Annotated in this window: 11 protein-coding genes and 1 pseudogene; all 12 read right to left on the bottom strand. The window is 61.8% G+C overall.

What is annotated here, in order from left to right; genetic code table 11:
- Positions 1-29: 29 nt before the first annotated feature.
- Positions 30-332 carry a hypothetical protein gene (locus tag ACLH0J_RS15685; protein WP_411392715.1) on the bottom strand — a complete coding sequence of 101 codons (303 nt, stop codon included), beginning with the start codon at positions 330-332 and terminating at the stop codon, positions 30-32.
- 70 nt (positions 333-402) lie between these two features.
- Positions 403-1,191, bottom strand: a complete 789-nt coding sequence (locus ACLH0J_RS15680; RefSeq protein ID WP_411392714.1) for a hypothetical protein — start codon at positions 1,189-1,191, stop codon at positions 403-405.
- Positions 1,192-1,343: 152 nt separating this feature from the next.
- On the bottom strand, positions 1,344-2,822 hold the full coding sequence (locus ACLH0J_RS15675; RefSeq protein ID WP_411392713.1) for a DASS family sodium-coupled anion symporter: 1,479 nt from the start codon (positions 2,820-2,822) through the stop codon (positions 1,344-1,346).
- 134 nt (positions 2,823-2,956) lie between these two features.
- Positions 2,957-4,081 (bottom strand): hypothetical protein, encoded by a 1,125-nt coding sequence (locus tag ACLH0J_RS15670; RefSeq protein WP_411392712.1) that lies wholly within the window; start codon positions 4,079-4,081, stop codon positions 2,957-2,959.
- Between the two features lie 53 nt (positions 4,082-4,134).
- The gene (locus tag ACLH0J_RS15665) at positions 4,135-4,920 is read right to left on the bottom strand and encodes a GNAT family N-acetyltransferase (RefSeq protein WP_411392711.1); all 786 of its coding nucleotides are present in this window, start codon (positions 4,918-4,920) and stop codon (positions 4,135-4,137) included.
- Between the two features lie 160 nt (positions 4,921-5,080).
- A complete protein-coding gene (locus ACLH0J_RS15660; protein ID WP_411392710.1) occupies positions 5,081-6,451 on the bottom strand; it encodes a hybrid sensor histidine kinase/response regulator in 1,371 nt (456 codons plus the stop codon).
- Positions 6,435-7,598: an alcohol dehydrogenase-like regulatory protein ErcA gene (gene ercA / locus ACLH0J_RS15655; protein WP_411392709.1), complete on the bottom strand. Its 1,164-nt coding sequence runs from the start codon at positions 7,596-7,598 to the stop codon at positions 6,435-6,437. The genes ACLH0J_RS15660 and ercA overlap by 17 nt, the downstream gene beginning before the upstream one ends.
- 128 nt (positions 7,599-7,726) lie before the next feature.
- Positions 7,727-7,798: a pyrroloquinoline quinone precursor peptide PqqA gene (gene pqqA / locus ACLH0J_RS15650; RefSeq protein WP_010209364.1), complete on the bottom strand. Its 72-nt coding sequence runs from the start codon at positions 7,796-7,798 to the stop codon at positions 7,727-7,729.
- Positions 7,799-7,974: 176 nt separating this feature from the next.
- Positions 7,975-9,495: an aldehyde dehydrogenase family protein gene (locus tag ACLH0J_RS15645; RefSeq protein ID WP_411392708.1), complete on the bottom strand. Its 1,521-nt coding sequence runs from the start codon at positions 9,493-9,495 to the stop codon at positions 7,975-7,977.
- A 121-nt stretch (positions 9,496-9,616) separates the two neighbouring features.
- Positions 9,617-11,392: a PQQ-dependent methanol/ethanol family dehydrogenase gene (locus tag ACLH0J_RS15640; protein ID WP_411392707.1), complete on the bottom strand. Its 1,776-nt coding sequence runs from the start codon at positions 11,390-11,392 to the stop codon at positions 9,617-9,619.
- 135 nt (positions 11,393-11,527) lie between these two features.
- Positions 11,528-12,460 (bottom strand): quinoprotein relay system zinc metallohydrolase 1, encoded by a 933-nt coding sequence (locus ACLH0J_RS15635; RefSeq protein WP_411392835.1) that lies wholly within the window; start codon positions 12,458-12,460, stop codon positions 11,528-11,530.
- A gap of 18 nt (positions 12,461-12,478) precedes the next feature.
- Positions 12,479-13,237 (bottom strand): annotated as a pseudogene (locus ACLH0J_RS15630) (quinoprotein dehydrogenase-associated SoxYZ-like carrier); the annotation flags it as partial.
- Between the last annotated feature and the right edge of the window lie 10 nt (positions 13,238-13,247).

Genomic DNA, 13,247 nt, shown 5'->3' with positions numbered 1-13,247 from the left:
TGCTCCCACAGTTTTGATGCGGTTATGCGTTAGAAGTGTTTGAGCAGCAGCATCTTCAATACCCGGCACTTCATGCAGCACCTGCCCAGATCCTGGGCTGTAAACCCAATCCAATGTGGGAGGGGGCTTGCTCCCACAGTTTTGATGCGGTTATGCGTTAGAAGTGTTTGAGCAGCAGCATCTTCAATACCCGGCACTTCATGCAGCACCTGCCCAGATCCTGGGCTGTAAACCCAATCCAATGTGGGGCTTGCTCCCACAGTTTTGATGCGGTTATGCGTTAGAAGTGTTTGAGCAGGAGCATCTTCAATACCTGGCACTTCATGCAGCACCTGCCCAGGTCCTGGGCTGTAAACCCAATCCAATGTGGGGCTGCTCCCACAGTTTTGATGCGGTTGTGCGTTAGAAGTGTTTGAGCAGCAGCATCTTCAATACCCGGCACTTCATGCAGCACCTGCCCAGGTCCTGGGCTGTAAACCCAATCCAATGTGGGGCTGCTCCCACAGTTTTGATGCGGTTGTGCGTTAGAAGTGTTTGAGCAGGAGCATCTTCAATACCCGGCACTTCATGCAGCACCTGCCCAGGTCCTGGGCTGTAAACCCAATCCAATGTGGGGCTTGCTCCCACAGTTTTGATGCGGTTATGCGTTAGAAGTGTTTGAGCAGCAGCATCTTCAATACCCGGCACTTCATGCAGCACCTGCCCAGGTCCTGGGCTGTAAACCCAATCCAATGTGGGGCTTGCTCCCACAGTTTTGATGCGGTTGTGCTTTAGAAGTGTTTGAGCAGGAGCATCTTCAATACCCGGCACTTCATGCAGCACCTGCCCAGGTCCTGGGCTGTAAACCCAATCCAATGTGGGGCTTGCTCCCACAGTTTTGATGCAGTTGTGCTTTAGAAGTGTTTGAGCAGGAGCATCTTCAATACCCGGCACTTCATGCAGCACCTGCCCAGATCCTGGGCTGTAAACCCAATCCAATGTGGGGCTTGCTCCCACAGTTTTGATGCGGTTATGCGTTAGAAGTGTTTGAGCAGCAGCATCTTCAATACCCGGCACTTCATGTAGCACCTGCCCAGGTCCTTGGCTGTAAACCCAATCCAATGTGGGGCTTGCTCCCACAGTTTTGATGCGATTATGCGTTAGAAGTGTTTGAGCAGCAGCATCTTCAATACCCGGCACTTCATGTAGCACCTGCCCAGGTCCTGGGCTGTAAACCCAATCCAATGTGGGAGGGGGCTTGCTCCCGATGGCGGTGGGCCAGCCACATCACTTTTGACTGACATACCGTTATCTGGAGCAAGCCCCCACATCGGATCTCTTTTGTCAGGGAGACCACATACCAGTCAGATCCAGCCGAGCCAGCTCCAATACGTCGCGGCAAACACCAGCATCAGCAGGTAGCCAATCAGCGTCACCAGGATCCCCACCTTGGCGAACTGCCGCGCGGTAAAGGTGCCGGTCCCCAGGCACACCATGTTCTGCGGCGCATTGATCGGCAGGATAAACCCGTAACTCACCACAAACCCCAACAGCATCGTCACCCCCAACCGGTTGAACTCGCCCGGCAAGGTTTGCAACACCGCGATCAGGATCGGCAGCAACGCCGAGGTCAACGCCGTGGCGCTGGCGAACCCGAGGTGGATCACGATCAAAAACGCCCCGAGGATCGCAAACACCCCCAACGGCCCGACCTGATCCAGCCCGGTGTGCGCCACTACCTGGGAGCCCAGCCATTGGCCGGCCTGGGTGGTCAGTAATGCCGTGCCGAGGCTGATGCCGACGCCGAACACAATCACCGTGCCCCACGGAATCCGCGACTGCACATCCTTCCAGGTCATCACGCCGATCCCCGGCAGCAGCAGGAACACCAACCCGGCGTAGGTGGTCGAGGTGGTGTCGAAGTTGTGCAGGCGCCCTTCGGTGGCCCAGGCCAGCAGCAACAGCAACGACACTGCGAGCAGGCGTTTCTGCGGGCCGGTCATTGGGCCGATGTCCACCAGGGATTGGGCCACGGCTTCTTTGCCACCGGGGATGCTGTCGCTTTCCGGCGGCAGCAGCTTGATCACCAGGAACAGCAGCACCGCCGACATGATCAGCGCCCACGGCGCGCCGGCGATCAACCAGTCGATCCACGACACGCGCTGGCCGAGCATCTTGTCCATGAACCCCACGGTCAGCAGGTTCTGCGCGGCGGCGGTCTGGATGCCGACGTTCCAGATGCTGGTGCCCTGGGCCACGACGATCATCAGGCCAGCGGCGATGTTCGAGCGCTTGTCGACGCCAAACGCGGCGACCACGCCCATCATGATCGGCACCACACAGGCGCTGCGCGCCGTGGCGCTGGGGACCACCAGGCTGAGCAGGATGGTCACCGCGATCGCCCCCAGCAGAATGCCGCGGGTGCTGGTGCCGACCCGCGTCAGGGTGACCAGGGCGATGCGCCGGTCGAGGCCGGTGTGGGTCATGGCGGCGGCGATGAACAACGCGCCCGCCACCAGGGCCAGCGCGGGGTTGGAGAAGCCGGTCAACGCCATGCTGATCGCCGGGCTGGTGCCGATCAGGTGCGTGGGGTCTTGCAGCGACGGCGCGGTGCCGAGCAAAAACGCCATGAGCGAGGTGATCATGATCGCGCTGGCTTCATAGGACACCGCTTCGGTGATCCATACCACCACCGCAAACGCGAGGATCGCCAGCATGCGATGCCCGGCCACCGGCAAGTCGGCCGGCAGCGGCAACAGCAGCACGCCGGCCATCACCAGCACGGCGACGACCAGGCCCAAGGGCAACTTGAAGGATGTTGCGGTTGTTGCGGGGGCGCTCATGGCGTTCTCCATCGGCCAGGACATTATGACCAGGAGCATGAGGCAAAGGGTCGCGGTGGATGTTGACAGGTATCAAGTGAGGAGGCTGATTGGCCAGGTTCGCCGCGTCTGCGACTCCCCGGCCAGCAGGTGTGCTAGCTGAGCTGCTCACACAAGAAGGCAGTACTGGCCAGCCTGGATGTCGGATGAAATGCCAACAACCGAGTGACAACCAGCAGATAGGCCACTTCCTCAGAGGACATGAAGGTCATGCCTCCCAAGATGTCGAAGGATCGACTGGCGATGCGATTCACCGCTTCCTGTACGCAGAACCGTGTTGCCTGTGCACGCGCCAGATCAGCATGTGAAAACCGCTGCTCATCGATTGAGGCCGCCAGGCCGCGCAAGGCCATGGTCGCGCCCTGCAAATCGATGAGCAGCATGGCGCGATCATCCTGTGACCCTTTATGACCCGACAGTGCCCGCGTAGCCAGCGCCGATGCCATTCCCAGGTAAGACGCAGAAGCCAACAACTGAAACCAGATCGCGCACAGGTTGTTGCCCATTCCGTGTTGAGCGTCCTCCAACTGATCATCCACGGCGGTGCTGAAACACATCATGGCTTCGGGGACAAACAGATTGTTGAACACCACTTCATGGCTGTCGGCGGCCTGCAAATACGGGACAGACCAGAACGTTTTACGCTCGATGCCCGGGTCGTCCGCAAAGCCCATACCGATGCCGACATGGGAGCGACCCTCAGGGTCAACGTAATTGACGCCAAACGTAATCGCGTCAAAGTGATGCGTCATCGTGCACGGCTTCTTGCTGCCATTGACGACATAGCCTTCAGCGTGTTTTTTCACCGCCATTCTCGATTCCAGGATAGGCGTCTGCGTACGCCCCTCGGAAAAGCCTGATGCGACCAGGAGCTTTTCCCGCGCAACGGTAGTTAACAACCCTTGAATATCAGGGAAGAACTGCATGCCCGCCATCATCCCCGCGACAGTGTGGTGATGCATGGTCATCATCATCGCCAGCGAAGGGCAATGAGCCCCCACCCAAGTCTGTAATTGCGCCATCTCGACCGCGCTGGCGCCCCCGCCGCCCAGTGCCTTTGTGACGGTAAGACCCGGCTGGCCGAACGCTCGAAACTGACGAGCCAATAATTGAGATTCTCCCTGCTCAAGTTCAAGCAGTGAGGCGGACTCAAGAAAGGCAACCATTTCTGGCATCAAGACAAAAGCGCAATTTCTTTCTTCCTGCAAAAGCATACTCATTGAACCCTCATACATTAATGACAATAAACACGGCACTACCGAACCCGATCACTTCAACTTTCATTGCGCCCCGCGGGTTTAAAGTAATGACGTGAATAACGACGGCCCAGCCTGGACAACGGCAACAACATGAAAAAATCCGCCACATTGAATTCGGCATCCAGCGCAGGCATGCCGCACACCCACGCTCCGCTGCGCAAGTAACCTTTCAACAGGGGCGGCATGTTGGGCGCGTGCCCGGCGCCATGCGCCTGGATGGGAAAGGGTGTATGGGGCGTCACCTGATAGTCGGACGGTGCAAAATGTTCCGCTGTGAATGCCCGGTACAAAGCCTGCGCGTTATCGCCACCGTCAGACAGACTGACACTGGCGCAACCGATCAAATAACCACCGCGCTCACGCTGCATATACGCCGCTATACCGGACCACAACAGTGCAAGCACGCCACCACTGCGGTAATCCGGATGCACACAGGCATGCCCCGCTTCAACGAGTTGAGCGCGTAAAGGATTCAACCGCCCCAGGTCAAACTCCCGCTCGGAGTAATAACCACCGACACGGAGTGCCGCTGCTGGACTCATCATGCGATAGGTACCGACCACGCAGGATGTTTCAGTGTCCTGAACAATCAAATGATCGCAGCACTCATCAAACTCATCGACATGGATACCGTCAGCATTCGCTAATGTAGAAAAAGGGAACGTCTCAATAAAGACGTTATAACGCAGGCGCTGCAACGCTCGTATTTCTTCTTGCGTACTCGCAAGGCCGACAATTAATTTCTTACGAACGGCGTTCGCACTTGAACAGGCCTCACTATTTACTGTTAGCAACTGCATCGACCTTCCTTATTGGACGCGCCATATAACCCTGCCGAATGGCAGGAAAAACATTAGCGCGCCGTCTTAAACAACCGACATAAGGAAAGTCCGAGCTCCTGGGGTTTTTTGATGTATTAACTTACTTAAAAAGCACCGTGAAAGCGTGACCACTCACACCTTATCCCAACAACTGGCTCAACACCGCCCGCAACTTCCCGGGTTTGACCGGTTTGTTCAACATCGGTGCTTCCAGCCGCCGCAGCGCACGGCGGCATTGGTCGGTGCGGTCGGCGGTGATGATCACCGCCGGGATCGACTGTTCGAAATGCTCGCGCAGGTGCTTGACCACCGCACAGCCCACTACCCCGTGGTCGAGGTGATAGTCGGCGAGGATCAATTCCGGCGCCCTGCCCTGCAACGCCAGCATGGCCCCGGCCTGATCGGTGGCGGTGATCACCTCGCAGCCCCACTGTTCGAGCAGCGCATGCATGCTTTCGAGGATGCTCACCTCGTTGTCGATCACCAGCAGGCGCCGCCCCGGCAACGGATTGCCCGTGGTCGCTTGCGCCGGCAACTGGCTGATGGCCAACGGCATCTCTTCGCTGATGGGCACCTCGATGCTGAACATCGAGCCGCGCCCCGGCCACGAACGCACCGCCACCGGGTAGCCGAGGATCTCGGCGATGCGCTCGACAATCGCCAGGCCCAGGCCCACACCCTTGCGGTCCGAGGCGCGGCCCACATCCAACTGGTTGAATTCGAGGAAGATCGCATCGAGCCGGTCGGCCGCGATGCCGCGCCCGGTGTCCCATACTTCCAGGCGCAGGCGATCGCCGCGACGGCGAGCGCCGAGCAGGATGCAGCCGTCGTCGGTGTAGCGGCAGGCGTTGCTGAGGAAGTTGCGCAGGATGCGCGTCACCAGGCGCAGGTCGGTGCGGATCGCGTAATGGCCGGTGTGGGCACGCAGGTTGAGCCCGGCGGCCAGGGCCACCGATTGGAATTCGGAGACCAGCGGCGCAAACAGCTCGTCCAGGCGATACAGCGCCACATCCGGCTTGACCGCTGCCTGATCCAGTCGCGAGATATCCAGCAGGTCGGTGAGCAAATCTTCGGCGCCTTCCAGGGCCTGGTGGGTGCGCTCCACCAGCACCTGCTCGACGCTGGGCAAGTTGCGCTCGCGCAGGGTCGAGATCAGCAAGCGCGCCGCATTGAGCGGTTGCAGCAGGTCATGGCTGGCGGCGGCCAGGTACTTGTCCTTGCTGCGGTTGGCGGCTTCGGCGGCGTCGCGGGCGTCGCGCAGGTCCTTTTCGACCCTTTCGCGCTGGGCGATCTGCTGTTGCAGGTTGCGGTTGGCTTCGAGCAACTCGTCGGTGCGCGCCGCGACGCGCTGTTCCAGCTCATCGTTCAGGCGGATGTAGCGGTTGCGCTCGGCCTCCAGCTCGTCCAGACGCGCGGCCAGTTCCGGGTAATGGCTCTTGCGCGCCGACTGGTCACCCAACCCCAGCAACCCGGCCAGGGCACGCTGCTGGTCGTCAGAGCGCTTCGCCATAGACGACCTCGACATCACGCTGGCTCGACTCACGCGGGTTGGTGAGGATGCACGGGTCGTGCATCGCATGCTGGGACAGGAACGGGATATCCGCGACGCGCACCCCGTGCAAACCGAGGGTTTCGTGGAAGCCGATCGCGTGTTTGAGGGCGATCAGATGCTCCACCAGGCGCCCGCGAATCTGCCGATGGTTGAGGCCCCGGCAGTCGATGCCGAACGTCTCGGCGATGACCTTGAAACGCTCCGGCGCCGAGTTGTAGTTGAACGCCACCACGTGCTCGACCAGCACCGCGTTGCACAGCCCATGGGGCAGGTCGAGAAAGCCGCCGAGGCTGTGGGACATGGCATGCACCGCGCCGAGGATCGCGTTGGAGAACGCCAGCCCGGCCTGCATGCTGCCGAGCATGATCTTCTCGCGCAGGGCGATGTCCGCCGGGTTGGCGATCATCTGCACCAGGTTGCCGTTGATCAGGCGCATGGCCTCCAGCGCATGGGGGTCGGTCAGCGGGCCGTGGCCGGTGGAAACGAACGCCTCGATAGCATGCACCAGCGCATCGATGCCGGTGCAGGCGGACAGGAACGGGTCCATGCTCGCCGTGGTTTCCGGGTCGATCAGCGACACATCGGGCACCACCGCCTTGCTGACGATGGAGAACTTCATGCGCTCCTGCTGGTTGGAAATGATCACGAACTGCGAGACATCCGCCGAAGTGCCGGCGGTGGTAGGGATCAGGATCAACGGCGGGCTGGGCACGCGAATGGTGTCCACGCCTTCGAAGTCGAGGATGTTGCGCCCATGGGCGACCACAATGCCGATGGCCTTGCCGCAGTCCATCGGGCTGCCGCCGCCGATGGCCACGATCACGTCGCAATGGTTCTCGCGGTACACCTCGGCACCGAGCATGACTTCTTCGACACGGGGGTTGGGCGAGACGCCGCTGTACAGGCAGTAGTCGATGCCGATGGCCTGCAGGCTGGCTTCCACGTCGGCGACCCAGCCGGCGGCGATCACACCGGGGTCACTGACCACCAGCACCTTGCGCGCACCGAAGGTCTTGGCGTAATTGCCGACGTTGTGCCGGCAACCGGCACCAAAGATGATTTCAGGCGAGACGAATTTACGCAGGAGGCTCAGATTGGGGCTCATTGGAAAGCCTGTTTTTATTATTTTTGGAAGATGCGCTCCACACTAACCGATCCGCGCGTGAATGCAATCAGACCAAAGAGTCATTCCCCAAACGACCCCGGCCAGCACGAGGCTGGCCGGGGGGTGAATCAGCGGCTGGCGAAGTACATGGTCACTTCGAAGCCGATACGCAGGTCGGTAAACGCGGGTTTAGTCCACATGGGGCGTTCCTCTTGTTGTGCCGGAAGATTCCGGTAATGGCATTAATGCATGGGGGGATGGGGGTGCGAATGCTACTTTCGAACGAACCGGCGCCTGCGTTGGTAGCGAGTTTACGCCGATCAAAATGTGGGAGGGGGGCTTGCTCCCTCCCACATTGGGTGGCTTCAAGTCGGGGTTAGAAGAAGCCCAGTGGGTTGATGTCGTAGCTCACCAGCAGGTTTTTGGTCTGTTGGTAGTGGTCCAGCATCATCTTGTGGTTCTCACGGCCCACACCCGACTTCTTGTAGCCGCCGAACGCCGCGTGCGCCGGGTACAGGTGGTAGCAGTTGGTCCACACGCGACCGGCCTTGATCGCGCGGCCCATGCGGTAGGCACGGTTGATGTCGCGGGTCCACAGGCCGGCGCCGAGGCCGAATTCGCTGTCGTTGGCAATAGCCAGGGCTTCGGCTTCGTCCTTGAAGGTGGTGATCCCCACCACCGGGCCGAAGATTTCTTCCTGGAACACGCGCATCTTGTTGTGGCCCTTGAGCAGGGTCGGCTGGATGTAGTAACCGGTGGACAGGTCGCCCTCCAGGCGTTCGGCCGCGCCGCCGGTGAGCAGCTCGGCGCCCTCTTCCTGGGCGATCTTCAGGTAGGAGAGGATCTTGTCGTACTGCTGCTCGGACGCCTGGGCGCCGACCATGGTTTCGGTGTCCAGCGGGTTGCCGCGCTTGATCTTGACGATCTTTTTCATCACCACTTTCATGAAGTCGTCGTAGATCGACTCCTGCACCAGCGCCCGCGACGGGCAGGTGCACACTTCACCCTGGTTGAAGAACGCCAGCACCAGGCCTTCGGCGGCCTTTTCGATGAACTGTGGCTCAGCCTGCATGATGTCTTCGAAGAAGATGTTCGGCGACTTGCCGCCCAGTTCCACGGTGGACGGAATGATGTTCTCGGCGGCCGCATGCATGATGTGCGCGCCGATGGGCGTCGAGCCGGTGAAGGCGATCTTGGCGATGCGCTTGCTGGTGGCCAGCGCTTCGCCGGCTTCGCGGCCAAAGCCCTGGACGATGTTGAGCACGCCCGGTGGCAGCAGGTCGTTGATCAGCTCGGCGAACACCATGATCGACAGCGGCGTCTGCTCGGCCGGTTTGAGCACGATGCAGTTACCGGCGGCCAGGGCCGGGGCGAGTTTCCACGCGGCCATCAGCAGTGGGAAGTTCCACGGAATGATCTGCCCGACCACGCCCAGCGGCTCGTGGAAGTGATAGGCGGCGGTCAGTTCGTTGATTTCGGCGGCGCCGCCTTCCTGGGCGCGGATGCAGCCGGCGAAGTAACGGAAGTGGTCGGCGGCCAGCGGCACGTCGGCGTTGAGGGTTTCGCGCACGGCCTTGCCGTTGTCCCAGGTTTCGGCAACAGCCAACACTTCGAGGTTCTGCTCGATGCGATCAGCGATTTTCAGCAGCACCAGGGAGCGGTCCTGGGCCGAGGTCTTGCCCCAGGCATCAGCGGCGGCGTGGGCGGCGTCAAGCGCGGCGTCGATGTCGGCGGCGTTGGAGCGCGGGAATTCGGCGATCAGTTCACCGGTCACCGGCGAGGTGTTGGTGAAGTATTGACCGCTGAGCGGCGCGACGAATTCGCCGCCGATGTAGTTACCGTAGCGCGACTTGAAGCTGACGATGGCGCCAGGGGTGCCAGGTTGTGCGTAGATCATGTTGAGGCCTCTGTCTGGGTCCGGGCCTGTCGGTCAACAGGCGATGACCCGATAGTAAAGAGCCCCCGCTGCCGGGCGAATGCGCCGTTGGCAGGGGGGGTCTTGTCATTTGGTCGTAGTTTTAGTGTTTGGCGACCAGTTCTTTGGGCAGCTTGAAGGTCCAGAGCATCCCGCCCTGGTTGAAATCCTTGATGCGCTTGGCCACTTCACCGCCCCACAACGGCACCGCGCCGCCCCAGCCGGAGAGCACCGACACGTACTGTTCGCCGTCCATTTCCCAGGTCACAGGCGAGCCGAGCACGCCGGAACCGGTCTGGAATTCCCAGACCTTCTCGCCGGTCTTGGCGTTGAACGCCTGCAGAAAACCTTCCGGCGTACCGGTGAACACCAGGTTGCCCTTGGTGGTCAGCACCCCGCCCCACAGCGGCGCGTAGTTCTTGTGGCGCCAGACTTCCTTGCCGGTCTTCGGATCGATGGCGCGCAGCACGCCGATGTAGTCTTCGTTGAGCGGCTTGATGGTGAAGCCGGCACCGAGGAACGCCGCGCCTTTCTTGTAGGCGATGTCTTCGTTCCAGATGTCCATGCCCCACTCGTTGGACGGCACATAGAACAGCCCGGTGTCACGGTTGTAGGCCATCGGCATCCAGTTTTTCGCGCCGAGGAACGCCGGGGCGACGAATACCGAGGTGCCTTTGGTTTCGCTGCCCGGCGCGCCTGGGCGGCTGGCTTCGTTGTAGATCGGGCGACCGTCCTTATCCAGGCCGGTGGCCCAGGTGATCTTGTCGACAAACGGGAAGCCACGGATGAACTTGCCGTTGGTGCGGTCGAGCACGTAGAAGAAGCCGTTACGGTCGGCGGTGGCCGCCGCTTTGATTTCCTTGCCGCCTTCGGTGTAGTTGAAGGAGATCAGCTCGTTGACGCCGTCATAGTCCCAGCCATCGTGAGGCGTGCTTTGGAAGTGCCACTTGATGGTGCCGTCATCCGGGTTCAGCGCCAGGCGCGAGGACGAATACAGGTTGTCGCCGGGGCGCAGGTGCGAGTTCCACGGCGCCGGGTTGCCGGTGCCGAACAGCAACAGGTTGGTTTCCGGGTCGTAGTAGCCGCCCAGCCACGGCGCCGCGCCGCCGGTCTTCCACAGGTCGCCGGGCCAGGTCTTGCCCGCCTCGCCGCCGGAAATACCGTTTTCCACGGCCTTGCCGTCTTTATAGACGTAGCCCATATGGCCTTCGACGGTCGGACGGCTCCACAGCAGGTTGCCGTTTTTTGGGTCATAGGCCTGGATCTTGCCCACCACGCCGAACTCACCGCCAGCCACGCCGGTAATCAGCTTGCCATTGATGACCAGGGGGGCGGCGCTGATCGAGTAGCCTTCCTTGTGGTCGGCGACTTGCTTGCTCCACACCACTTTGCCGGTGTCTTTGTTCAGGGCCACCAGCTTGGCGTCGAGGGTGCCGAAGAACACCAGGTCGCCGTACAGCGCCACGCCACGGTTGATCACGTCGCAGCACGGACGGATGTCATCGGGCAGGCGCGCATCGTACTGCCAGAGTTTCTTGCCGGTGCGCGCATCCACCGCGAACACCCGCGAGTAGGAACCGGTGAGGTACATCACCCCGTCCTTGATCATCGGCTGCGCCTGTTGGCCGCGCTGTTTCTCGCCACCGAAGGAGAAGGCCCAGACCGGGCGCAGGTCCTTGACGTTGTCCACGTTGAGGGTGTCGAGGGGGCTGTAGCGCTGGCCCTGCACGCCCAGGCCGTTGGTGACGATCTGCCCGGGGTTTTTCGGGTCCTGGAGGATGTCCTGATCGGTGACCGAGGCCATGGCCTGGCCGGATAACAGGATGGCACCGAGCAACACACTCAAGGCGAAGGGTTGGCGGCGTGCGGGTTGGGTCATGACGGCTACCTCTGCGGTTTTTTGTTATACCCGGGAAATTTTCCCGGTCTGGTGGTGATTCTTGGGCGCAGGGGCAGTTGTCACAATTGACCGCAGTATCGAGATTGCTAGTTCCTTAGTAGCGGGTACGACCGCTCAGCGGGCCGAATCCACCCGTTGCATCTGCTCGCGCTCGTAGCGCGGGTACAGATGGCTGACGCTGCGGATCAGCTCATAGCGGCTCAGGTTGATGGCGGCAAAGCGCTCGGGGATGGGGCTGCGGATCATCTCGGCCATGTCGCTGCCGTGGGCGGCGCCGTCGCGCAGCAGGTGGTCGAGCCAGGTGAGGTAGTCGCGCATCTGCGCGAAGGGCTGTGCATCGCTGGCCACCGGGCCGTGGCCGGGCACGATCAAGGTCCAGGGCAAGGCTTGCAGGGTGTCGAGGTCGGCCTGCCACGCCGCCAGCCCCGGACTGTTGGGGGTGGTCAGGGCGCGCTGGTAGAACACCAGGTCGCCGGTGAACAGCACGCCGGTGCTCTGGTCGAGGATCGCCAGGTCGGCGCCGGTGTGACCGGTGAGCGCGAGCAGACGCAAATCGTGGCGACCGACACTGATGACGCCGGGCTCCAGCACTTGGGTCGGCAGCACCACCTCGGTGCCGCGCATCCAGTCGCCGACCATGCGGTAGAGGTTTTCCGCCATGCCGTCGCCCTGTTCGTGCAACAGCCGCGTGGTCTCGGCCAGGGCGCCGATGGGCACGTCCTTGAAGGCCTGGTTGCCCAGCGCATGGTCGGGATGATGGTGGGTCAGCAGCACCTGGATCACCGGCTTGGGGGTGACCTGGGCGATGGCCTGACGCATGGCTTCGCCGTAGCGCCGCGAGGGCCCGGTGTCGATCACTACCACGCCGGCGTCAGTGACGATGAACGCAGTGTTGACGATGTTGCCGCCATTGGCCTTGGCGAAGTTGTCGGTGCTGCCTTCGAGCAGCCAGGTGTCCTCGGCGATCAGCCGCGGCTTGAGGGCGTAGTCGAGGTCGGCCAGGGCCGGCAGGCTCAGGCTCAGGCACAGCAATAGAATCCAGCGCATGCCGCGCTCCTTCTGGTCAGGAATGGCTGCGTCGAATTCATTGCCGCTGTTGTCGCGCAGCACCAGGCGGGTCGGCCCTGGCGCTTCGATGTCGAAGGCCAGGTTGGGGTTTTCGCTGACCGCCGGGAACAGCGCCAGCTCGGCCAGCACTCGGTCGTCGCTGCCACGCAGTTGCGCATGGTTGATGTAGAACTCGGGGATGCCGTTGACCATGCCGTTGTCCATCGGGTGCGCCACCTGCACGCGCACGCGGCTGAATTCGCCGCGCGGGTAGCGTCCGCCGAGCACCTCGCCGATGTGGTCCTCCCAGCCGGGCTGGGTACGCACCACGCTGGGCGCGGTGCAGCCGCCGCCGGCTGCGTCGATCAGGGTCGAACCGACGTGCCACAGGCCGTCATCGGTGAGCACCGCCGCGCGCAACGGCGTGGCCTGTTCGATGCGGATACGCAGCGACAGCCACGGCAGCACCCCGGCCTTGGGTTGGAAGTCGACGATTTTCGGCAAGGGGTTGAGTTCGGCCCAGGCGAGGATTTTCACCACATGGCCGTTGAACGCCCGGGCGTCGATTTCCAGCGGCACCTGGCGCGCATCTTCGGCGAACGGCGGCGCCAGCAGCTTGACCCGCTCGTCGAACACGAACGGCGCGTCGGCCAGCAACTGCTTGTGGTAGAAGGCCCACATCACCGAGGGCACCGGGTCCTTGCCGGGGTCGACGTCCGCGGCATGCGCCGCCCACGGCAACAGGCAGGCCAACACGCAGCTCAGTCGCACGTTCAGTCGCCAGATC

The organism is Pseudomonas sp. MPB23, assembly GCF_046605395.1.
Lineage (GTDB): Bacteria > Pseudomonadota > Gammaproteobacteria > Pseudomonadales > Pseudomonadaceae > Aquipseudomonas.
This window is presented reverse-complemented; position numbering and strand designations above follow the sequence as displayed.

Excerpts from the sequence above, each read along its gene's own strand:
- ACLH0J_RS15670 (WP_411392712.1), bottom strand. The coding sequence starts at position 4,081 with ATGAGTATGCTTTTGCAGGAAGAAAGAAATTGCGCTTTTGTCTTGATG.
- ACLH0J_RS15635 (WP_411392835.1), bottom strand. The coding sequence starts at position 12,460 with ATGCGCTGGATTCTATTGCTGTGCCTGAGCCTGAGCCTGCCGGCCCTG.
- ACLH0J_RS15640 (WP_411392707.1), bottom strand. The coding sequence starts at position 11,392 with ATGACCCAACCCGCACGCCGCCAACCCTTCGCCTTGAGTGTGTTGCTC.
- ACLH0J_RS15665 (WP_411392711.1), bottom strand. The coding sequence starts at position 4,920 with ATGCAGTTGCTAACAGTAAATAGTGAGGCCTGTTCAAGTGCGAACGCC.
- ACLH0J_RS15675 (WP_411392713.1), bottom strand. The coding sequence starts at position 2,822 with ATGAGCGCCCCCGCAACAACCGCAACATCCTTCAAGTTGCCCTTGGGC.
- ACLH0J_RS15645 (WP_411392708.1), bottom strand. The coding sequence starts at position 9,495 with ATGATCTACGCACAACCTGGCACCCCTGGCGCCATCGTCAGCTTCAAG.
- ACLH0J_RS15660 (WP_411392710.1), bottom strand. The coding sequence starts at position 6,451 with ATGGCGAAGCGCTCTGACGACCAGCAGCGTGCCCTGGCCGGGTTGCTG.
- ercA (WP_411392709.1), bottom strand. The coding sequence starts at position 7,598 with ATGAGCCCCAATCTGAGCCTCCTGCGTAAATTCGTCTCGCCTGAAATC.